This is a genomic window from Ralstonia sp. UNC404CL21Col, assembly GCF_000620465.1.
Taxonomy (GTDB): domain Bacteria; phylum Pseudomonadota; class Gammaproteobacteria; order Burkholderiales; family Burkholderiaceae; genus Ralstonia; species Ralstonia flatus.
In genome coordinates, this window is sequence record NZ_JIBE01000007.1 from 88,481 (window position 1) to 110,023 (window position 21,543).

Genomic DNA, 21,543 nt, shown 5'->3' on the forward strand with positions numbered 1-21,543 from the left:
AGCTTGGCGCGGCCCGCCATTATAGGGGGAAACCCGCGTGCCCCGCCGGTCACGCTGCGCTTACCGACACGGTGTGTGGCTTGGGCGCCGCGCTGCCCGCACGCGACCCTTGCAGGTGGCGGAAGACAGTGCACACGCTGCGAGAAAGCGGCTTATTCGCCACTATCCAGCCGCAGATCGGCTTGGCGAATCACCCCTTGCCAATGCGTGGCGTCGCGCCGGACGGCCTGCGCGAACGTGTCGGGCGCGTCCCATTCCGGCTCGAAGCCCCCGGCCCGCAACGTGTCGCGTACGTCGCTTGCCGAGATCGCGCGACGTAACTCCGCCGCGGCGCGCAACGACAGCAGGCGCGGCGTGCGCGCCGGCATGAAGGCACCGATCCACGCACTGCGATCAAATCCGGCGAGGCCGCTTTCGCGCAGCGTCGGCACAGCCGGTGCCAGGCGCGAACGCACATCGCCCGTGACGCCGAGCAACCGCAGCTGGCCGTTGGCCGCTGCCGCCGCCACGCTCGGATAGCAGGCGAAACAGGCGGCCATGCGGCCCGCCAGGACCTGCTGCACGAGGCCGGCTTCTCCGCGGACGGCCACGTGCGGCGCGTGAAAGGCGTAATCGCGGACAAACTGCTCGGCGACGAGGTGTGACCAGGTGCCGGCGACATCCGACCCGCAATTCACGGTGACCGTGTCGGCGCGGGCCTGCGCGAGCAGTTCCGTCACAGAAGAGAACGGCAGCCGCGCATCGACCGCAAGAAAGAGCGGCAGCGTCGCAACCATGGCGACCGGCTGGAAGTCGCGCAGCGGATCGTACGACGCCGCCTCCAGCGCTGGCTGGGCAACAAACGTGGTTTGGTGGAGCAGCAAGGTATGCCCGTCGGACGGCGCACGCGTGACCGTCTCGCCGGCGGCCATGCCATTGCCGGCGGGGCGGTCCTCTACATCGACCTGCCGGCCCACCTGCGCCTGGAGCTGCGCGGCGAGCGCACGGGCGAGCGCATCGAAAGCGCTGCCCTCGGCGGCCGGCACCACAAGGCGCATAGGGTGCGAGGGGTATCCGCGCAACAGCGCATGCGCCGGAGACGCGAGCACCGCCGGCAGCACACCCAGCCAGGCCAAGGCGCGGCGCCGCTGCCGATTGGGCGCGTCGGTCACTTCTGCGGGCATGTCGCTGGCGCAGTTGCGCATGGGCGGTGCTGGGATCACGGGGAGGATTTCATTCTAGAAACCGGCCCGCCCGCCCTGCACTCATGTAAACCATGTCGATGTAAACCATGAAGGCGCGCCCGCCCGCGCCATGATGGACACACCAAACAAAAAGGCCCGCCGAGGCGGGCCTGAGCCAATCGATTCCACCACGTGGTCAGCGCGGCAGTTCCGAATGGCCCATGAGAAACGCGTCGACTGCGCGGGCGGCCTGGCGGCCTTCGCGGATGGCCCACACGACGAGCGACTGGCCGCGCCGCACGTCACCGGCGGCAAACACCTTCGGCACGTTGGTGGCGTAGGCGTTGTCGCCTTCGGTGGAGGCACGCGCATTGTTGCGCGCATCCTTGGTCACGCCAAAGGCATCCAGCACGCCGCCGACCGGGTTGGTAAAGCCCATCGCCAGCAGGACCAGATCGGCCTTGAGGGTGAATTCGCTGCCCGCGACTTCGCTCATCTTGCCGTCCTTCCACTCGAGGCGAACGGCGGTCAGGCCCGTCACGCGGCCGTTCTCGCCGATCAGCGCCTTGGTGGCGACCGACCAGTCGCGCTCGCAACCTTCGTCATGCGAAGACGACGTGCGCAGCTTGATCGGCCAGTACGGCCACACCAGCGGCTTGTTCTCTTCTTCGGGCGGACGCGGCAGCAGTTCGAACTGCGTGACCGATGCGGCGCCATGGCGGTTGGACGTGCCAACGCAGTCCGAACCCGTGTCGCCGCCGCCGATGACGATAACGTGCTTGCCGTCGGCGCGGATTGGGTTCGGCGCATCGCCGGCCACTTCCTTGTTCTGCGGGATCAGGAATTCGAGCGCGTAATGCACGCCGTCCAGATCACGGCCCGGCACCGGCAGATCGCGCGGCACTTCCGAACCGCCCGTCAGCACGACGGCGTCGAATTGCTTGAGGATCTCTTCCGCGGCGATGGTCTCGCGTGCGTCGTTGGTGATGCCGGCCGGAACCGTCTTGTCGCCCACCATCACGCCGGTGCGGAACGTCACGCCCTCGGCTTCCATCTGCTGCATGCGGCGGTCGATCTGCGCCTTCTCCAGCTTGAAATCGGGGATGCCGTAGCGCAGCAGGCCGCCGATGCGGTCGTTCTTCTCGAACAGCGTCACATCGTGACCGGCGCGCGCCAGTTGCTGCGCTGCCGCCATGCCAGCCGGGCCCGAGCCGACCACGGCCACGGTCTTGCCAGTCTTGTGCTTCGGCACTTGCGGCGCGACCCAGCCTTCTTTCCAGGCCTTGTCGATGATGGCGTGCTCGATCGACTTGATGCCCACCGGCAGTTCGTTGATGCCCAGCGTGCAAGCTGCTTCGCACGGTGCCGGGCAGATGCGGCCCGTGAACTCGGGGAAGTTGTTGGTCGAGTGCAGCACCTCAATCGCGGTCTTCCAGTCCTGGCGATACACCAGGTCGTTGAAGTCCGGGATGATGTTGTTGACGGGGCAGCCGTTGTTGCAGAACGGAATGCCGCAGTCCATGCAGCGCGCGCCCTGGATCTTGGCTTCGTTGTCCGCCAGCGCGAACACGAATTCCTTGTAATGCTTCACGCGCGCTTCGGGCGCTTCGTATGCCTCGTTCTGGCGGGGAAATTCGAGAAAACCAGTCGCCTTGCCCATGGTGTCCTTCCTGACCCGATGCTGCTCTGCCGGCACAGTCGTGCTAGCCAGGCAGTCGGGCCTGTCTTGTGAGGTTGCGTTGTATTCGGTGGTGGCGAACGGCCGATCAGCGGATCAGCCATTCGCCCAGTCGATTGGAATCAGGCAGCGATCTGCTCGCGGCCGGCTTCCTGTTCGCGTTCGTACATCTCGGCCAGCGCGCGCTTGTACTCGGTCGGGAAGACCTTGACGAAGCGGCGGCGCGCGTTGTTCCAGTCGGCCAGCAGTTCCTTGGCACGCTCGGAGCCGGTGTAGCGGAAGTGCTTTTCCACCAGCGCCTTGAGCAGTTGCTCGTCGAGCACGCGCTCGCCGTTCACCTTGTGCCAGGTCGACGGCGTGTGCGCCTTCTCCTGGTCGGCCGCCGACAGCACGGATTCCAGTGCGACCTGCGCCGTGTTGCAGCGCTTGTCGAACAGGCCGTCTTCGTCATAGACGTAGGCCACGCCGCCCGACATGCCTGCCGCGAAGTTGCGGCCGGTAGCGCCGAGCACGACGACTGTGCCGCCGGTCATGTATTCGCAGCCGTGGTCGCCCGTGCCTTCCACCACCGTGGTGGCGCCGGAGTTGCGCACCGCAAAGCGCTCGCCTGCCACGCCGTTGAAGAACGCCTCACCGGCCAGCGCGCCGTACAGCACGGTGTTGCCGACGATGATGTTGGACGTCGGCTCACCGCGGAACTCGTGCGGCGGGCGCACGATCACGCGGCCGCCCGACAGGCCCTTGCCCACGTAGTCGTTGCCGTCGCCCACGAGGTCCAATGTGATGCCATGCGCCAGGAACGCGCCGAACGACTGGCCGGCCGTGCCCTGCATCTGCACGTGGATCGAATCATCGGGCAGACCTTCGTGGCCATAACGCTTGGCGACCTCGCCCGACAGCATCGCGCCGACCGTGCGGTTGACGTTGCGCACCGGCTGGATGAACGAGACACGCTCGCCCTTCTCCAGCGCAGCCTTGGACTTCTCGATGAGCTGGTGATCCAGCGCACGATCCAGACCGTGGTCTTGCACGTCGACCTGGTAGCACGGCTCGCCTTCCTTCTTCGCCGGCTGGTAGAAGATGCGCGCGAAGTCCAGACCACGAGCCTTCCAGTGTTCGATACCGGCCTTCGTGTCGAGCAGATCCGCGCGGCCGATCAGTTCGTTGAACGTGCGGATGCCCAGTTGCGCCATGATTTCGCGCACTTCCTCGGCCACGAAGAAGAAGTAGTTCACCACGTGCTCGGGCTTGCCCGAGAACTTCTTGCGCAGCACCGGATCCTGCGTCGCCACGCCGACCGGGCAGGTGTTCAGGTGGCACTTGCGCATCATGATGCAGCCTTCAACGACCAGCGGGGCGGTCGCAAAGCCGAACTCGTCGGCGCCCAGCAGCGCGCCGATCGCGACGTCACGGCCGGTCTTCATCTGGCCGTCGGCCTGCACGCGGATGCGGTTGCGCAGGCCGTTGAGCATCAGCGTCTGCTGCGTCTCGGCCAGGCCCAGTTCCCACGGCGTGCCTGCATGCTTGATCGACGACCAGGGCGAAGCACCGGTGCCGCCGTCATGACCCGCGATCACCACGTGGTCTGCCTTGGCCTTGGCGACACCTGCAGCCACCGTGCCCACGCCGACTTCCGACACCAGCTTGACCGACACGTCCGAACGCGGGTTCACGTTCTTCAGGTCGTGGATGAGCTGCGCCAGGTCTTCAATCGAATAGATGTCGTGGTGCGGCGGCGGCGAGATCAGGCCCACGCCCGGCACCGCGTAACGCAGTTTGCCGATGTAATCCGTCACCTTGTGGCCGGGCAGCTGGCCGCCTTCGCCGGGCTTCGCGCCCTGCGCCATCTTGATCTGGATCTGATCGGCCGACGCCAGGTACTCGGCCGTCACGCCAAAACGGCCCGACGCCACCTGCTTGATCTTCGAACGCAGCGAATCGCCCTCTTGCAGTTCCAGATCGCGCTCGACCACTTCGCGGCCGATCACGTCCGACAGCTTCGTGCCCTGCTTGATGGGGATGCCGCGCAGTTCGTTGCGATAACGACGCTCGTCTTCACCGCCTTCGCCCGTGTTCGACTTGCCGCCGATACGGTTCATCGCCACGGCAAGCGTGGTGTGCGCTTCCGTGCTGATCGAACCCAGCGACATGGCGCCCGTCGCAAAGCGCTTGACGATCTCCTTGGCCGGCTCGACTTCTTCCAGCGGAATCGCGCGCGCCGGATCCACCTTGAACTCGAACAGACCGCGCAGCGTCATGTGGCGCTTGCTCTGATCGTTGATGAGGTTCGCGTATTCCTTGTACGTCTGGTACGAATTCGCGCGCGTCGCATGTTGCAGCTTGGCGATCGAATCCGGCGTCCACATGTGCTCTTCGCCGCGGACGCGGTAGGCGTATTCGCCGCCGGCGTCCAGCATGTTGGCCAGCACCGGCGCATCGCCAAAGGCGTCGCGGTGCAGGCGCAGCGCTTCTTCAGCCACCTCGAAGATGCCGATGCCGCCCACGTTGGATGCGGTGCCCTGGAAGTACTTGTCGACCAGCTCACGCGACAGGCCGATCGCTTCGAAGATCTGCGCGCCGGTGTACGACATGTACGTCGAGATGCCCATCTTGGACATCACCTTGTGCAGGCCCTTGCCGATCGCCTTGGTGAAGTTGTAGATGGCCTTCTCTGCGGTCAGGCCCAGACCCGGTGCCAGTTCGGCCAGCGTCTCCATTGCCAGGTACGGATGCACGGCTTCCGCGCCGTAGCCGGCCAGCAGGGCGAAGTGATGCACTTCGCGGGCCGAACCCGTCTCGACAACCAGACCCGTGCTCGTGCGCAGGCCCTTCTCCACCAGGTGATGGTGGATGGCCGACGTAGCGAGCAGCGCCGGAATGGCAGCCTGCTTCTCGTCGACCGCGCGGTCGGACACGATCAGGATGTTGTAGCCCGACTTGACCGCATCGACGGCCTCGGCGCACAGCGACGCCAGGCGCGCTTCGATGCCTTCCTTGCCCCAGGCCACCGGGTAGCAGATGTTCAGCTCGTAAGCCATGAACTTGCCGCCGGTGTAGTGCTCGATGTTGCGGATCTTCGCCATGTCCTTGAAGTCCAGCACGGGCTGGCTCACCTCAAGACGCATCGGCGGGTTGATGTTGTTCAGCTCAAGCAGGTTCGGCTTCGGCCCGATGAACGAGACGAGCGACATCACCACGTTTTCGCGGATCGGGTCGATCGGCGGGTTCGTGACCTGCGCGAACAGTTGCTTGAAGTAGTTGTAGAGCGTCTTGTTCTTGGAGGACAGCACGGCCAGCGGGCTGTCGTTGCCCATGGAGCCGGCGGCTTCTTCACCGTTGGCGGCCATCGGGGCCATCAGGAACTTGACGTCTTCCTGCGTGTAGGCGAAGGCCTGCTGGCGATCCAGCAGCTTGGCGGCCGGCTTGGTTTCGGCGGCCACGTCTTCCGGCTTGGCTTCCAGCTCGTCGAGCTTGATGCGCACGGCGTCGATCCAGCTCTTGTACGGCTTGGCGTTGGCCAGGTTGTCCTTGAGTTCCTTGTCGTCGATGATGCGGCCCTGCTCCATGTCGATCAGGAACATCTTGCCCGGCTGCAGACGCCACTTCTTGACGATGCGCGACTCGGGAATCGGCAGCACGCCGGCTTCCGACGCCATCACGACCATGTCGTCGTCGGTGACGTAATAACGCGCCGGACGCAGGCCGTTACGATCGAGCGTTGCACCGATCTGGCGGCCATCGGTAAAGCAGATGGCGGCGGGGCCGTCCCACGGCTCCATCATTGCGGCGTGGTATTCGTAGAAAGCGCGACGGTTGTCGTCCATCAGCGTGTGCTGCTCCCACGCTTCCGGAATCATCATCATCATCGCCTGGGCCAGCGGATAGCCGGCCATTGTCAGCAGTTCGAGGCAGTTGTCGAACGAAGCCGTATCCGATTGACCCGGATAGATCAGCGGCCACAGCTTCGGCAGATCATCGCCCAGCACCGGCGACGAGATGCCGCCCGTACGCGCGTTGATCCAGTTGACGTTGCCCTTGACGGTGTTGATTTCGCCGTTGTGCGCAACCATGCGGTACGGGTGCGCCAGTTCCCATGCGGGGAACGTGTTGGTCGAGAAACGCTGGTGCACCAGCGCCAGCGCCGAGACCGTGCGCGGGTCTGCCAGGTCTTGGTAGTAGCGGCCGACCTGTTCGCACAGCAGCAGACCCTTGTAGACGATCGTGCGCGCCGACATCGACGGCACGAAGTATTCCTTGCCGTGCTTGAGCTTGAGCGCCTGGATGGCGTGGCTGGCGGTCTTGCGGATCACGTACAGCTTCCGCTCCAGCGCATCGGTGGTCATGATGTCGCGGCCGCGCCCGATGAAGATCTGGCGGATCACCGGCTCCGTCTTCTGCACCGTGGGCGACATCGGCATGGTCTTGTCGACCGGCACGTCGCGCCAACCCAGCACAACCTGGCCCTCCAGACGCACGGTGCGCTCAAGTTCCTGTTCGCAGGCGAGGCGCGAGGCGTGTTCCTTCGGCAGGAAGATCATGCCGACGCCGTATTCGCCGGCCGGCGGCAGGTTGATGCCCTGCTTGGCCATCTCTTCGCGGAAGAACTGATCGGGAATCTGCAGCAGGATGCCTGCCCCGTCGCCCATCAGCGGGTCGGCACCGACGGCGCCCCGGTGGTCGAGGTTGTGCAGGATGCGCAAGCCTTGCTGGACGATCTCGTGGCTCTTATTGCCCTTGATGTGGGCGACGAAGCCGACGCCGCAAGCGTCGTGTTCATTGGTCGGGTCGTACAGACCCTGGGCCGACGGCGCCGACGGCGTGATGGGGAAGGAATGTTGTTCCACGGCGATCTTCCGAGGTTGTAGGTGCAACGCGCCGTGGAAGGCCCTCGCGATGGTGCGGATGCGGTGGCAGACAGGCAATGGCGCGCCGCACCATGAATGCGGGGTGAAACGAATATAAAAGAGTGGCCCGTAACAGGCAAAATTTTTTAAATGGGGTCGGAACAAATTAATAAATGCACGACATCAGTGCGGGTTTATTAATGGGGACAGATCAAAATCGGTGCGATTGATGTCGTCTGCATGACGGCGTCGCCGCCGCTATTCGATGCGCGCGCTGTTCTCCGTTCCCACTTCTGCGGTGCGACGAAGCGGTCGCCCCTTGGGCAATGGGGCAACCCGACGGCCTCCGGTGCGTGCCAAGGTGGCGAGAAACGCCTCGTTGCCAAGTGGCCAACCGCTGTGCACATGCTGGCGGATCTCCGTTAGCTGGTCTGAGCCCAGACCTTCGTGCCACAACGTCCGGTATCGCGACTGCCGCTCGAACGGCGTGTTGCCAAGCCGCCAATAGCAATAGTGGTCACTCACCCACGGAATGGACTGGATGCCGACGTGGTGACGATACGTGCTCCATCGATCTTCCTCCGGCGTGCTGACGAGGCCTGCGCGTGTGGCGTTCGATTCCACGTACAACAGGATCGGCAGCACCCACTCGGCGGGGTCCAGTACCGTCGATCGGAAACGCCCTTCCCACAACGTGCCGCTGCGATCCGCCGCAGCGTTGAAGTAGCGCGTATAGCGCCGTCCCACAGCCTGCAGCGTTCGCGAGAGGCTGTCCGCCACCTTGGGTGTTCCCACCAGATGGACGTGATTCGGCATCAGCGAAAACCCATGGATTGCGAAGTCATGCTCGCGGGCAGCCATGCGCAGCGTGTCGAGATAGAACGCGTAGTCGTCGTCGCCGCGAAAGACGGTCTGGCGATTGTTGCCGCGCTGCAACACGTGCACCGGGACATCGATTGGACTGAGACGAGGCAGGCGAGCCATGGGAAAAAACGGGGGAAGAAAAGCGCCATCGTAGCCGGAGCGCGCGAATCTGTCCCCAATTTTTAGAGCGCAAACGCTTGCATGACGTTGTCGTCGGACCGCAACGGCGAAGTTTGCGCGCCGTCAAATCGGCGGCCCGATGCGCCATCGACGACCGGCCCAACTTGATCCCAAGCAAATCGGCCAGGCAACTTCCCCGCGAGACTGGCTCCCATCACATCACGAGACAACACGAGAGGGAGCGTTTCATGGCTTTTTACCGCCTAGCCGCAGTCGCCGCAGCCGCCGGCATGTTTGCCGCCGGATTCAGCCAGGCCGCATTTGCGCAGAGCACCGATTTGGCGCCCGCCACCGGCAATTGGATGGTGCGCCTGCGCGCCGTCAGCCTGACAGCCGCCAATAAGTCCGACGCCGTGCCGGCGCTTGCCATTCCGGCGGATGCCATTCAGATCAACAACAAGGTTTTGCCTGAGCTGGATATCTCGTACTTCTTCACGCCGCACCTCGCGGCCGAGCTGATCCTGACGTACCCGCAGCAGCACGACGTGACCGTCATGCAAAGTGCGCTGGGCGGCCCGACCAAGATCGGCAACTTCCGCCACCTGCCGCCGATTCTGACGATGCAGTATCACTTCACGCCCGAGTCGCGCTTCAAGCCGTACGTGGGTGCAGGCATCAACTACACGCGCATTTCCAATGTGAATCTGCAGGTGCCGGGCGTGGGTCCGCTCGACCTCAGTAAGAACAGCTTCGGCCCGGCGCTGCAGGTGGGCTTCGACTATCGCCTGACCGAACGCCTCTACTTCAACGTCGACCTGAAGAAAACCTGGATCAGCGCCGACGTGAAGATGGCTGGCCAGACCATCAGCAAGGTCAAGGTTGACCCGTGGCTGCTGGGCGTCGGCCTGGGCTATCGCTTTTAAGGGAGGACGATCAGCGAACCGACACTGTCCTGATCGACTTTTACCGACGTGCCGCAGGGGCCGTCGACGGCGGGGGCGCTCGTCGGCGGTGGTTGGCGCGTTCGGCCCGGCATGCGTTGGGGCGGCCGGGCATTTTTTTTGGGCGCTCGGTTTAGATCAGCCGCCGGATGTTCGGGGAGGTAGGCAAGCGAGTAGCGCTCCGCCGGCGCCGTCGCTCAAACTGCATCCACCGCAAAGATGCGGCGATGCTCCTTGATGGCATAGCGATCCGTCATGCCGGCAATGTAATGCGCAATCCAGCGCGGCTGCTCTTCAGGGTTGGCTTTCGCCTGATATTGCGGCGGCAGCAGACGCGGATCATCCATGAACGCGCCGAACAGATCGTCGATGATGCGGCGTGCCTTGGCGGCCATGCGCATCACGAGGTAATGCCGATACAGGTTATCGAACAGGAAGCGCTTGAGCGCGCGCGCCTCTTCGCGCATCGGCTCCGAAAACGCAGCGAGCGCCGGCGCGGCACGCACATCGTCGATACATTGCGGCGCCACTTCAGCGATGCCCACGCGCGTGGTGCCGATCAGATCGACGATCAGCGCGTTGATGATGCGACGAATGGTTTCGTTGATCAGGCGTCGGCCGCTGACGTCCGGAAATGCCGCCTCGGCTTCGCGCCGATGGATGGCCCACAGCGGCACGTCTTCGAGTTGCTCCAGCGTGATCAGGCCGGAGCGCAGGCCGTCGTCGATATCGTGGTTGTTGTACGCGACCTCATCGGCGAGGTTGGCAAGCTGCGCTTCGAGTGATGGCTGCTGCCCCTCGAGAAAGCGCCGCCCCAGGTCACCCAGCGTCGCCGCGTTATTGCGGGAGCAATGCTTGAGGATGCCCTCGCGCGTTTCGAACGTCAGGTTCAGCCCGTCGAAACCGCCGTAGCGCTCTTCCAGCTGGTCGACCACGAGCAGGCTCTGCAGGTTGTGCTCGAACCCCCCGTACGGCTTCATGCAATCGTTGAGCGCATCCTGCCCGGCATGGCCGAACGGCGTGTGGCCCAGATCATGTGCCAACGAAATCGCTTCGACGAGATCCTCGTTCAGGCGCAGGCTGCGCGCGATCGAACGGGCAATCTGCGCGACTTCCAGGCTGTGTGTGAGCCGCGTCCGAAACAGGTCGCCCTCGTGATTCACGAAGACCTGCGTCTTGTATTCGAGCCGGCGGAAAGCGGTGCTGTGGATGATGCGATCGCGGTCACGCTGGAACTCGGTGCGCGATGTGGATGGCGGCTCGGCGTGGACGCGGCCGCGCGTCTGCGCCGAATGCGCGGCGTAGGGAGCGAGAGGGCCTTCGAGATCGAACGGCGCAGACGGCACATCAAATCGGTCGTTCATCGGGCCATCTCGTCTTGTCTCAGGCGACGGGCGCCTCGGTCGGCGGTCGCAGCACGGCGTGCTGCAAGGTGGCGCGCAAGTCAGCGTCGGGCACCGTGGTCACGAAGGCCTGGCCCAGCTTGCGCAGGAGTACGAACTTGATCTCGCCGGCTTCGGCCTTTTTGTCGACGCGCATCAGGTCGATGAACCCATCCACGCCAAGGTCCGGCGCCACCGTCGGCAGGTCGGCGGCACGCGTGAGCGCCGCGATGCGGTTGCGCGTCTCGATGTCGATAAAGCCCAAGCGATGCGACAGGTCCGCCGCCATCACCATGCCGCAGCCGACGGCCTCGCCGTGCAGCCATTCGCCATAGCCCAGACCGGCTTCGATGGCGTGGCCAAAGGTGTGACCGAAATTGAGGGTGGCACGCAGACCGGTCTCCCGCTCATCCTGTGCCACGACTGCGGCCTTGATACGCACCGAGCCTCGCACGGCCTCGGTCATCAAATCCGTATCGCAGTCGTTGAGGCCCTTGATGTTCTGTTCGATCCACGCAAAGTAATCGGCATCGGCAATCGCGCCGTGCTTGATGACCTCGGCCATGCCCGCAGCCAGCTCGCGCGCCGGCAGAGTGCGCAGCGTATCGATATCGGCCAGCACCGCCTGCGGCTGGTGGAACGCGCCGATCATGTTCTTGCCCAGCGGGTGGTTGATGCCCGTCTTGCCACCCACCGAAGAATCGACCTGCGACAACAGCGTCGTCGGCACCTGGATGAAGGGCACGCCGCGCATGTAGCAGGCAGCGGCAAAGCCCGTCATGTCGCCGATCACGCCGCCACCCAGGGCGATCAGCGTGGTCTTGCGATCTGCGCCCGCGGTCAACAGCGCGTCGAAGATGCGATTGAGCGTGTCCCACTTCTTGAACGATTCGCCATCAGGCAGCACGACCGTGTCGACCGCCTTGCCGAGCGAACGAACGGCCGCTTCGACCTTGGCCGCATACAACGGTGCGACGGTCTCGTTGGTGACGATCACAGCACGCGCGCCGCGAATGTGGGGGGCAAACAACTCAGCCTTGGACAGCAGCCCCGAGCCGATATGGATCGGATAGGCGCGATCGCCAAGGTCAACATCAACGGTAATCATGACTGAGAGGAGACTTGCGAGGAGGTGGAAGAGCCTGCGGGCGGAGCCACAATGCCGGCCACTTCGAGTTGCATCAGAACCATATTAACAAGCTGCGCGACGGTGGGCTTGCCGGTTTCGATGACGAAATGCGCCACGTCACGGTACAGCGGATCGCGGATCGCATGCAGTTCCTCCAGCTTGGCGCGCGGGTTCTCTGTCTGCAGCAGCGGCCGGTTCTTGTCGTGGCGCGTGCGCAGATACAGGTCATGCGGATTGGCGCGCAGGTAGATCACCGTACCGCGTTCGCGCAGGAACGCCCGGTTTTCGGCCCGCAACACGGCGCCCCCGCCCGTGGCGATGACCACGCCGTCGCGCGCGGTCAGCTCGTCGATCATGTGGGTTTCGCGATCGCGAAAACCGACCTCGCCTTCGTGCTCGAAAATGACCGGCACCCGCACACCGCAGCGCGCTTCGATCTCATGGTCGGAGTCGAAGAACGGCAGATCGAGCCGACGCGCCACCGCCCGGCCGACCGTGGTCTTGCCCGCGCCCATCAAGCCGACGAAAAATACGTTCGAAACAGACAAAATCGCGTGAAATCAGGAATTTGAGCCTGATTGTAGTGGCATTTGGTCACCATCCTGCACAAACCCCGCCGCAGGACACAAAAAAGCCCGGCGCTCCATTCAGGAGGCCGGGCTTTTTGATCGAAACGCCGCCGTCGGTTACTTCAGCGACAGTTGATCGGAGAGCACACGCGGCGTCAGGAAGACCAGCAACTCGGTGCGGTTGTTGATCTTGTTGGTGCTCTTGAACAGGTTGCCCAGCACCGGAATGTCGCCCAGCAGCGGCACCTTGTTGATGTCGGTCCGCTCATTCTGCGTGTAGATACCGCCGATCACGACCGTGCCGCCGTTCTCGACCAGCACCTGCGTCTGCACGTGCTTGGTGTCGATGGCGAAGCCGTTGGTGGTCTGGATACCTACGCTGTCCTTGTTGACGTCCACATCCAGGAAGATGTTGCCGTCCGGCGTGATCTTGGGCGTCACTTCCAGCTTCAGGTTGGCCTTCTTGAACTGCACCGAAGTCGCACCGGAAGACGTCGCCTGTTGGTACGGAATCTCAGTACCTTGCTCGATCAGCGCCTTGATGTTGTCGGCTGTGACCACGCGCGGGCTTGATACGATCTTGCCGCGGCCGTCAGCTTCCAGCGCAGACAGCTCCAGCGCCAGGAAGCGGCCGGCACCGGCATTGAACAGGCTCACGGCCACGCTTGCCGCGTTCACGCCGTTGATGCCATTGGCCGGGAAGCTGATCGCGGGGCTGTTGTCCCACGTGGCGTTTTGCGTCACAGGCGACACGACGTTGGTGTAGGTATTGCCGTAACCGGCACCGTTGGTCTTGGAGGCAAAGCCAAGCTTGGCGCCGAGGTTGCGGCTGAACGTGTCGTCCGCCTCGACAATGCGCGCTTCGATCATCACCTGGCGCACCGGAATGTCGATCTTCAGCAGGAACGCCTGCACTTCCTCCAGCTTGCTCGGGATGTCCGAGACGAACAGCTGGTTCGTACGCGTATCCGCCGTGAGCGAGCCGCGCTTGGACAGGATTCGAGAAGTCGTACCGCCGGCAGCACCACCTGCCCCGCCGGCAGCCCCGGTACCCAGCAGCATGTTCCGCACATCGCCAGCACTTTGGTAGTTCAGGCGGAACACTTGGCTACGCAACGGCTCCAACTCGGTCACTTGCTGCTGCGACTCAAGCTCGGCCTTTTCCTTCGTGGCCAGCTCACCGCGCGGGGCGACCCACAGCACGTTGCCATTGCGACGCGACGCCAGGCCCTTCGAGTCCAGCACGATCTGCAGTGCCTGATCCCAGGGCACATCTTTCAGACGCAGCGAAAGGGTGCCCGTCACGCTGTCGCTGGTCACGATGTTGAGGTTCGTGAAGTCTGCGAAGACCTGCAGCAACGAACGCACATCGATGTTCTGGAAGTTCAGCGACAGGCGCTCACCGCGGTAGCCAGGCCCGGAAATCAGCTTGTTCGGGTCTTCCTTGGTCGGACGCACTTCCACGACGAACTGCGTGTCGGTCTGATACGAGCTGTACTGCCAGTTGCCGCGCGGCTCGATGATCAGGCGGGCGCCGGTGCCGTTGTCGGTGGCACGCATGGCCTGCACGGGCGTGCCGAAATCGCTCACGTCGTAACGACGGCGCAGCGACTGCGGCAGCGTCGCACCGACGAAGTCCACGACGAGGTTCTGGCCTTGCTGGGCGATGTTGATCGCCGAGTTGGCAGTCGACAGGTCGACCACGACGCGACCTGCGAGATCCTCGCCACGGCGGAAGTCAACGTTGCGCACCGCCGGGCGCTCGGCGCCTGCGACGGGGGCCGGGGCCGAGAAGGTCGGTGCCGCGACAGCCGCGGCCACGGGCGCAGCTTCCAGCGTCAGCACGTACTGGTTACCGCGCACTTCCGACTTGTACTGCGTCTGGCGCGCGAGATCGAGCACAACGCGGGTACGGTCGCCGATCTGCACCACGTTCGCCGAACGCAGCAGCTTGCCGCCGTATTGGTAATTGGCGCGGCCCTGCGCGAAGCTGGCCCCGAAGAAGTCGATGGCGATGCGCGCAGGCTGCTGCGTGCTGAACTCCACCGGCTTCTGGGTCGGCGCGCTCTTGAGCGTGACCGTCACCACGGTGGATTCGCCGGCCGTGGCCTGCTCCACCTTTTCGATCGTGTTGCCGGAGACGGCCGCTGCAGGCGCCGCCTGCTGAGCGGCGGCCTGACCGGCCACCATGAACAGGCACAGCGAAAGCCATGCCACCGCGCCCCCCCGGGCCACTCGGGCTGCCTGCGACAGGCCGCCCTTCACAAGACGCATCGTCATTGCGCGCTCTCCTGAACTTTCAGGGTCGTCATTTTTTCTTTCCATTCGGTCGTGCCTTCGCGCACCAGCTCACGCAGGGTGAGTTCCTGGTCTCCGATGCGGACGATGCGACCATAGTTTTGTCCGATGTACTGCCCCACATGCACATGCTGCGTCTTGTCCCCGACAGACAGGACACCTTCCGTCTCGCCATTGCGCTTCATCGTCCCGACCAGCCTGAAGGCTTCCAGCGGATAGTCTTCCAGCGGCTCGCGACGGCGATTCGGTTCCGGCGATTCGTTCTGCGCGCGCGACAGTTCTGCCACCTTCTGCACGCTGAACGGATCAGTCTGCTTGGTGGTCGTGTATTCGCGCGGCGCGTAAGGCTTGGGCTCGGGCAGCGGCGGCACGGTCGTACTGACGCTTTGGCGCGCTTGCTGCATCCATTGCTGCAATTCATCGTCTTCGCTCGCGCCGCAGGCCGTCAGCACGACGGCCAGGCACAGCGGCGACAGACGCAGAACGTGCGACATGCGGCGACGGCTCACGATGCGGCCCCTCATTTGGCGCCTCCCTTGGCGGCTGCATTCGCCTTGCGCTGTGCAGCCTGCTCGTCGGCGTCGAGCGCCCGGTAGGCCTCGGCGCGCGTTTCCATCACCATGCCGCCATCCTTGGTGCCTGTCAGCGAGATGTTCTGCAGCGTGACGATGCGCGAGAGCGCCGCCACGTCGGCAGCGAAGAGCGCCATGTCGTGATAGCGGCCATTCACCTTCACCGCCACCGGGATCTCGGCGTAGTAAGGCTTGATCACGGCGCCGGACGGGCGGAACAGGTCGAAGGTCAGCCCACGCGCGATACCGGCATGGTTGACGTCGGCCAGCAGCGCATCCATCTCGGTCTTGTTGGGCAGTTGCAGTTCGAGCTTCGCGACACGCTGCTCCACCTCGGCCTTCTGCTTGCGCAGGGCTTCGAGGTTCACTACCTGCGCGAGCTTGCTCTGGTATGCCGCCTTGAGGTTGTCCTGCTCGGTGCGCTTGGCGTCGCGTTCGTCGAACTTGCCGCTCCAATAGAACTGCCAGCCCAGGCCGATTACCAGCACGGCGGAGAGAATCATGAACAGGATGCGCGGCGCGATCGGCCACGTTTCCGGCTCGTTCAGGTTCAGGCCACGGAACTGGCTGACCAGGTCTTCCAACGAAATTTCGGTCGAGAGCGCCATGGTTATTTCCCCGCCGTGGCCGCACCGGGCTTGGCCGGCGTTGCCGGTTCGGCCTTCCACTGGAAGCGGATGGTGAAGTTGAACAGGCGGCGCTGTTCCTTCAGGTTGTTCGTCATGGTGGTGGCCACCGATTCGCCCAGTTCGGCATGATCGAGCCAGGGCACCGCACCCAGGTTGCGCAGCAGGTCCGACACGCGCTCGTTCGACTGCGCCACACCGGATACCGTGTAACGGTCTCCTTCCTGCTTCAGCGAGGTGAGATAGATGCCGTCCGGCACCTGGCGCACCAATTCTTCAAGCAGCTGCACCGGGCGGTTGCGCTGGTTTTGCAGACTTTCCACGGCCTGCTGACGCTGCAGCAGGTCGTCGATGTCCTTTTTGAGGGTGTTGACCTCGGCGATCTGCTTGTCCATCTCCGCGTTCTTCTGCGTGAGGATGTCGTTGATGCGTTGCGCCTCTTCGGTCTGGTGATCGATCACCATGCCGCCCAGGAACACCACCACCGCACCCACGGCAGCGGCGGCGCCGAGGCTCATGAATACCTTCTTGCGCTTACCGGCGCGTCGCTCCGCGTGATACGGCAGCAGGTTCACGCTCGGGAGCGCATTCACGGCATGTGCGCTTTCATTGGCCATCGTCAGCTCCTTATTGCAGCCCGCGCAGGGCGAGGCCCGCGCTGACGATGTAGGCCGGCAGATCGCGCTGCAGATAGCGCGCGTTGACGTTCTTGGCCGCGCCCATATTGGCGAACGGATTGGCCAGCGTCGTATTGATCTGCGTCTGCTGCTGGATGGCGGTCTGCACGCCCAGCAACGATGCGTGGCCGCCCGACAGCACGATCTCGTCGACGCGGCCGACGCTCGAGGTTGACAGGAAATTCTGGATGGCCTGACCGACCTCCATGGCCAGCGTCTCAAGCGACGGCTTGAGCAGTTGGCTGCGGTATTCGTCGGGCAGCGTGTTCTTGCGCTTCTTCACCTCGGCCTTGAGCAGATCGAGGGAGAACAGGCGCGAAATGCTCTGCGTAAGCTGGTCGCCCGAGCCCGACATCGGCTGCTCGTACAACTCCTTCCAGCCCTGGTAGAACAATGCGTGCGAGCGCGCACCGCCCAGGTGGAACATCGCCACGACCGGCATGTCGCGCGTCTCCGTTTCGGTGGCGTCCGGCTTGACGGCCAGCATGTGCGTCATGGCGCGCTGGATGGCGTTTTCTTCCACGTCCATGACGATTGCTTTCAGACCGGCCATCTCGGCGGCGGTCACGCGCTCGGTCACACGCTCGGACACCGTTGCCGTGACGCGCACGCCGATCCCGCCTTCGGTTTCGGACGGGCCGATCACGACATAGTCGAAATTGACGTTCTGCGAGGGCGGAAACAGCCGGTTGGCTTCGCTCTCGACCTGCACGAAGAGTTCGTCTTCAGTCAGGTTGTCGGGCAGGCTGACGGTTTGCGATTCCGTCAGGCTCGCGGGAATGGCAAGCACGGCTTCCTTACCGCGAATGCCGGCCTTGGCGATGGCGCGCTTGAGCGCATTGCCCACCGCATCGATATTCACCAGATTGCCGTCAGCGACGGCACTGCGTTCAATCAGCTCGCTGGCGCATTTTTCGAGACGGAAATCCCCCTGCTTGCCGTTGGCGGACAACTCCACCACCTTGACGCTGGAAGACCCGATATCTATCCCGACGATATTGCGGCGCAGCAGGCCGGACAACAAACCCCGTCGCACAGAGACACCCCACCGTTTATAGTTTTTTGAACCCTGGCGCCCGTCGCAAATCCAACGTGCGCCATAGCCTGCTTAGATTTGCTGCTGGATTCTCACAAAATCCTTTAGAACAGGCAAACGCTCAGGCAGACCGCGATGCATTTCGCGCCATGCCCTTCCGAAAGCGTTGTCAAAACCCCACGGTCGGGGGATACCCCTTTCGTCTGACTTGATTTCCGCTCCGTCTACTTCTAACGGCGGATTCTTAGCCGCCTTGAATCAAGATACCGCCGGCGCACAATCTACGCCTGAAAGGGGCATGGCGCGGCGCACAAGTGCCGGCTCATCCGCTGAGGTGACAGTGGTTACGTGCTGTTACGTCCGAGGCAGCCGGACCGCCGAAGCCTCAACGATATAATCGCCGCCACGCTGACTGACACCCCCGGTGCCCACCTGTAATGGCTACTGCCCAAACCACCCCAGCTTCGCCCAAGCCGCCCAAGGCCCGTCGCCCACTGTGGGCGCGACTGCTTCTCTGGATGCTCGGCCTGTTCGTTGCCATGGGGGTCGTCGGCGCGCTGCTGCTGGGCTATGCCCTGCTCGTCGCCGCGCCCAACCTGCCGTCGCTCGACGCCATCACCGATTACCGCCCGAAGATTCCGCTGCGTGTCTACACCGCCGACAACGTCCTCATCGGCGAATTCGGTGAAGAGCGCCGCAGCTTCGTGCCGATCACGCAGATGCCCGACGTGATGAAGCGCGCGGTCCTGGCCATCGAAGATGACCGCTTCTACGAGCACGGCGGCGTCGACTTCATCGGTGTGCTGCGCGCGGGCCTGGCGAACCTGCATGGCGGGCTGTCGCAAGGCGCGTCGACCATCACGATGCAGGTGGCGCGCAACTTCTTCCTGTCGAGCGAGAAGACGTACACGCGCAAGATCTACGAGATCTTGCTCTCGTACAAGATCGAGGCGAGCCTGACAAAGGATCAGATTCTCGAGCTGTACATGAACCAGATCTACCTGGGCCAGCGCGCGTACGGCTTTGCGAGCGCCGAGCAGATCTACTTCGGCAAGAACATCAAGGACATCACCCTGGCCGAAGCGGCCATGCTGGCCGGCCTGCCGAAGGCGCCGTCAGCGTACAACCCGGTGGTGAACCCGAAGCGCGCCAAGGTGCGTCAGGAATACATCCTGCAGCGCATGCGCGACCTGCACTACATCACGCCGGAGCAGTACACGCAGGCCATCAATGAGCAACTGCCGGTGCGTGGCGAAGGCCATGAATTCGACGTGCACGCCGAATACGTGGCTGAAATGGTGCGCCAGCTCATGTACGCGCAATACCGCGAAGAAACCTACACGCGCGGGCTGAACGTCTACACGACGCTGCGCAAGGCGGATCAGGACGTCGCATATCAATCCGTGCGCCGCGGCATTCTCGACTACGAGCGCCGTCACGGCTATCGCGGCCCTGAAGCGTTCATCGACCTGCCCTCCGATGCGGAGGAACGCGAACAGGCCATCGATGACGCCCTGCTGGAACATCCGAACAGCGACGATCTGCAATCGGCCGTGGTGGTGAGCGTGACACCCAAGCTGGTGCGCGCGACGATGCTGACCGGCGAGACGATCGACCTGGCCGGCGACGGCCTGCGCTTTGCACAGGCCGCGCTGTCGAACAACGCGCAGCCCAAGATCAAGCTCCGCCCGGGCGCGGTGATCCGCGTGATCGAAGATCCGAAGACGCAGAAGTGGTCAATCACGCAGTTGCCGGAAGTGGCCTCGGGCTTCGTCTCGCTCGATCCGCAGACGGGCGCGATCTACTCGATGGTCGGCGGCTTCGATTTCAACCGCAGCAAGTTCAACCACGTCACGCAGGCCTGGCGCCAGCCGGGTTCGAGCTTCAAGCCGTTCATCTACTCGGCGGCGGTGGACAAGGGTTTCTCGCCGTCTACCGTCATCAATGACGCGCCGCTCTCGATCCCGACGGGCGACACCGGCGGCCAGGTGTGGGAGCCGAAGAACTACGGCGGCGGCTATGACGGCCCGATGACGATGCGCCGCGCGCTGCAGAAATCGAAGAACCTGGTGTCGGTGCGCATCCTGCGGGCGATCGGTACGCAGTACGCGCAGCAGTACATCACGCGCTTCGGGTTCGATGCCGATCGGCACCCCGCCTATCTGCCCATGGCGCTGGGCGCCGGCTCGGTGACGATGTTGCAGATGGCGAGCGGCTACTCGGTGTTTGCCAACGGCGGCTACCGCGTGAACCCGTACATCATCGATCGCGTGGTCGATGCGCGCGGCACGGTCGTGCAGCAAAGCCATCCGATGACCGCCGGCAAGGATGCCGTGCGCGTGATCGATCCGCGCAACGACTTCATCATGGATTCGCTGCTGCGCAGCGTGGTATCGAACGGCACGGGCTACCAGGCCAAGGTCAAACTGGGCCGCAATGACATGGCAGGCAAGACCGGCACCACCAACGACTCGTTCGACGCCTGGTTCTGCGGCTACACGCCCAAGCTGGTCGGCGTGGCCTGGATGGGTTACGACAACCCGCGCAGCCTCGGGGATCGCGAAACCGGCGGCGGCCTGGCCCTGCCGATCTGGATCAACTACATGAGCTACGCACTGAAGGGCGAACCGCAGACCGAGCGCCAGCCGCCCGAAGGCGTCGTGCAGATGGCGGGCGACTGGGCCTACGAGGAATACGCCAACGGTCAGGGCGTGGCGTCGGTGGGCCTGGGCGATGCGCTGCCGGGAGCCTCGGCGCCGGGCGGCGACCCGTCACAACAGCCTGGCATCAACCTGGCGCCGACGCAGGAACAGGAGAAACAGAAGATTCTCGACATGTTCCGCGGCAACTGAACGTCGTCGCACCCATGAAAAAGCCGCCCTTCGGGGCGGCTTTTGTTTTGGCATCCAAGGAGAGCGCTGCGCTCAGCTGGCCGCCAATGTCACATCCACATCGCTTTGCTGGCTGACATAGCGCGAGAGCGCCACATACAGCTCTTCCTTGCTGCGCGTGTCGACCCAGCGGCCGTCGTCGCCGCGGCGGAAATGGAAACCGCCCGCACGCGCCGCCACCCACAGCTCCTGCATCGGCGCCTGGCTGTTGATGATGATCTTGGAGCCATCGTCGAATTCAAGGGTCAGCACGTTACCGGTGCGGTTGACCTCGATGTCGGCATCGGCCTCGTCGGCCGCCGTTTCAACGATGCTTTCGATGCGGCTGAGTTCCGCCTCGGCCAGCGCCAGGAACTCCGATTCGCTCAGGGGGGGCATGCTACACTCCAAAATCTTGCGCGGACGTTGCGTGGCGGCCATTTCCGGCCCGTCCTGACCAGCAGGCGCCTCGTCCCATATGACTCCGATCGCCGCAAGGGCCACACCCCTGGGGCATCCTTTCTGCACCATCATCCGATGATACGAACCGCCGCCATTGTAGCCACTGTCGGCCTGACCCTGACGGTCGCAGGCCTATCCGGCTGCGGAATTCGCGGGCCGCTGTACATGCCCAAGGTGCCGCCGGCGCCAACCGCGCCGCAAACCACCGACCCTGGCATCGCCGGCCCGAACGCCGTGCCGCAGCCCCCGGTGCCGGGCGCCAAACCCGCAGCCGCAGATGCAGCCAGCGCGGTGCCCGCGAACCGCTGATCC

At 64.0% G+C, this 21,543-nt stretch carries 16 protein-coding genes; 3 read left to right on the top strand and 13 right to left on the bottom strand.

The features are described 5' to 3' along the window. Positions 1–152: 152 nt before the first annotated feature. The 4 genes from N511_RS0116040 to N511_RS0116055 all read right to left on the bottom strand — a co-directional run bounded on the left by N511_RS0116040 (position 153) and on the right by N511_RS0116055 (position 8,669). Complete coding sequence (locus N511_RS0116040; protein WP_051530958.1) at positions 153–1,184, bottom strand: Bug family tripartite tricarboxylate transporter substrate binding protein; 1,032 nt, start codon at positions 1,182–1,184, stop codon at positions 153–155. Positions 1,185–1,359: 175 nt separating this feature from the next. After that, positions 1,360–2,823, bottom strand: a complete 1,464-nt coding sequence (locus N511_RS0116045; protein ID WP_027680242.1) for a glutamate synthase subunit beta — start codon at positions 2,821–2,823, stop codon at positions 1,360–1,362. 140 nt (positions 2,824–2,963) lie between these two features. After that, positions 2,964–7,685, bottom strand: a complete 4,722-nt coding sequence (locus N511_RS0116050) for a glutamate synthase-related protein (protein WP_027680243.1) — start codon at positions 7,683–7,685, stop codon at positions 2,964–2,966. Positions 7,686–7,943: 258 nt separating this feature from the next. Next, positions 7,944–8,669: a transposase gene (locus tag N511_RS0116055; RefSeq protein ID WP_027680244.1), complete on the bottom strand. Its 726-nt coding sequence runs from the start codon at positions 8,667–8,669 to the stop codon at positions 7,944–7,946. A gap of 248 nt (positions 8,670–8,917) precedes the next feature. Here N511_RS0116055 and N511_RS0116060 point away from each other — a divergent pair, with 248 nt between their 5' ends. Then, positions 8,918–9,592: an OmpW/AlkL family protein gene (locus N511_RS0116060; protein WP_027680245.1), complete on the top strand. Its 675-nt coding sequence runs from the start codon at positions 8,918–8,920 to the stop codon at positions 9,590–9,592. A 215-nt stretch (positions 9,593–9,807) separates the two neighbouring features. On the opposite strand, the gene N511_RS0116065 is transcribed toward N511_RS0116060, so the two are convergent. The 8 genes from N511_RS0116065 to pilM all read right to left on the bottom strand — a co-directional run bounded on the left by N511_RS0116065 (position 9,808) and on the right by pilM (position 17,884). Further along, entirely contained in the window at positions 9,808–10,974 is a 1,167-nt protein-coding gene (locus tag N511_RS0116065; protein WP_027680246.1) for a deoxyguanosinetriphosphate triphosphohydrolase, read from the bottom strand. A 19-nt stretch (positions 10,975–10,993) separates the two neighbouring features. Then, on the bottom strand, positions 10,994–12,100 hold the full coding sequence (aroB, locus tag N511_RS0116070) for a 3-dehydroquinate synthase (RefSeq protein WP_027680247.1): 1,107 nt from the start codon (positions 12,098–12,100) through the stop codon (positions 10,994–10,996). Continuing rightward, positions 12,097–12,669, bottom strand: coding sequence for a shikimate kinase (locus N511_RS0116075; RefSeq protein ID WP_027680248.1), 573 nt, complete (start codon positions 12,667–12,669; stop codon positions 12,097–12,099). Before N511_RS0116075 ends, aroB begins: the two co-directional genes overlap by 4 nt. A gap of 138 nt (positions 12,670–12,807) precedes the next feature. Continuing rightward, positions 12,808–14,964 carry a temperature dependent type IV pilus secretin PilQ gene (gene pilQ / locus N511_RS0116080; protein WP_331280479.1) on the bottom strand — a complete coding sequence of 719 codons (2,157 nt, stop codon included), beginning with the start codon at positions 14,962–14,964 and terminating at the stop codon, positions 12,808–12,810. 2 nt (positions 14,965–14,966) lie between these two features. After that, complete coding sequence (locus N511_RS0116085; RefSeq protein ID WP_027680250.1) at positions 14,967–15,512, bottom strand: pilus assembly protein PilP; 546 nt, start codon at positions 15,510–15,512, stop codon at positions 14,967–14,969. Then, complete coding sequence (locus tag N511_RS0116090) at positions 15,509–16,168, bottom strand: type 4a pilus biogenesis protein PilO (protein ID WP_027680251.1); 660 nt, start codon at positions 16,166–16,168, stop codon at positions 15,509–15,511. The genes N511_RS0116085 and N511_RS0116090 overlap by 4 nt, the downstream gene beginning before the upstream one ends. Before the next feature lie 2 nt (positions 16,169–16,170). Then, a complete protein-coding gene (locus tag N511_RS0116095) occupies positions 16,171–16,803 on the bottom strand; it encodes a PilN domain-containing protein (RefSeq protein WP_027680252.1) in 633 nt (210 codons plus the stop codon). Positions 16,804–16,813: 10 nt separating this feature from the next. Further along, complete coding sequence (gene pilM, locus N511_RS0116100; protein WP_027680253.1) at positions 16,814–17,884, bottom strand: type IV pilus biogenesis protein PilM; 1,071 nt, start codon at positions 17,882–17,884, stop codon at positions 16,814–16,816. A 452-nt stretch (positions 17,885–18,336) separates the two neighbouring features. On the opposite strand from pilM, the gene N511_RS0116105 reads away from it, so the two are divergent. Next, positions 18,337–20,751: a penicillin-binding protein 1A gene (locus N511_RS0116105; protein ID WP_027680254.1), complete on the top strand. Its 2,415-nt coding sequence runs from the start codon at positions 18,337–18,339 to the stop codon at positions 20,749–20,751. A 72-nt stretch (positions 20,752–20,823) separates the two neighbouring features. On the opposite strand, the gene cyaY is transcribed toward N511_RS0116105, so the two are convergent. After that, positions 20,824–21,168: an iron donor protein CyaY gene (gene cyaY, locus N511_RS0116110; RefSeq protein WP_027680255.1), complete on the bottom strand. Its 345-nt coding sequence runs from the start codon at positions 21,166–21,168 to the stop codon at positions 20,824–20,826. Positions 21,169–21,306: 138 nt separating this feature from the next. On the opposite strand from cyaY, the gene lptM reads away from it, so the two are divergent. Beyond that, the gene (gene lptM / locus N511_RS0116115) at positions 21,307–21,540 is read left to right on the top strand and encodes an LPS translocon maturation chaperone LptM (protein ID WP_004634541.1); all 234 of its coding nucleotides are present in this window, start codon (positions 21,307–21,309) and stop codon (positions 21,538–21,540) included. The last annotated feature ends 3 nt before the right edge of the window (positions 21,541–21,543 follow it).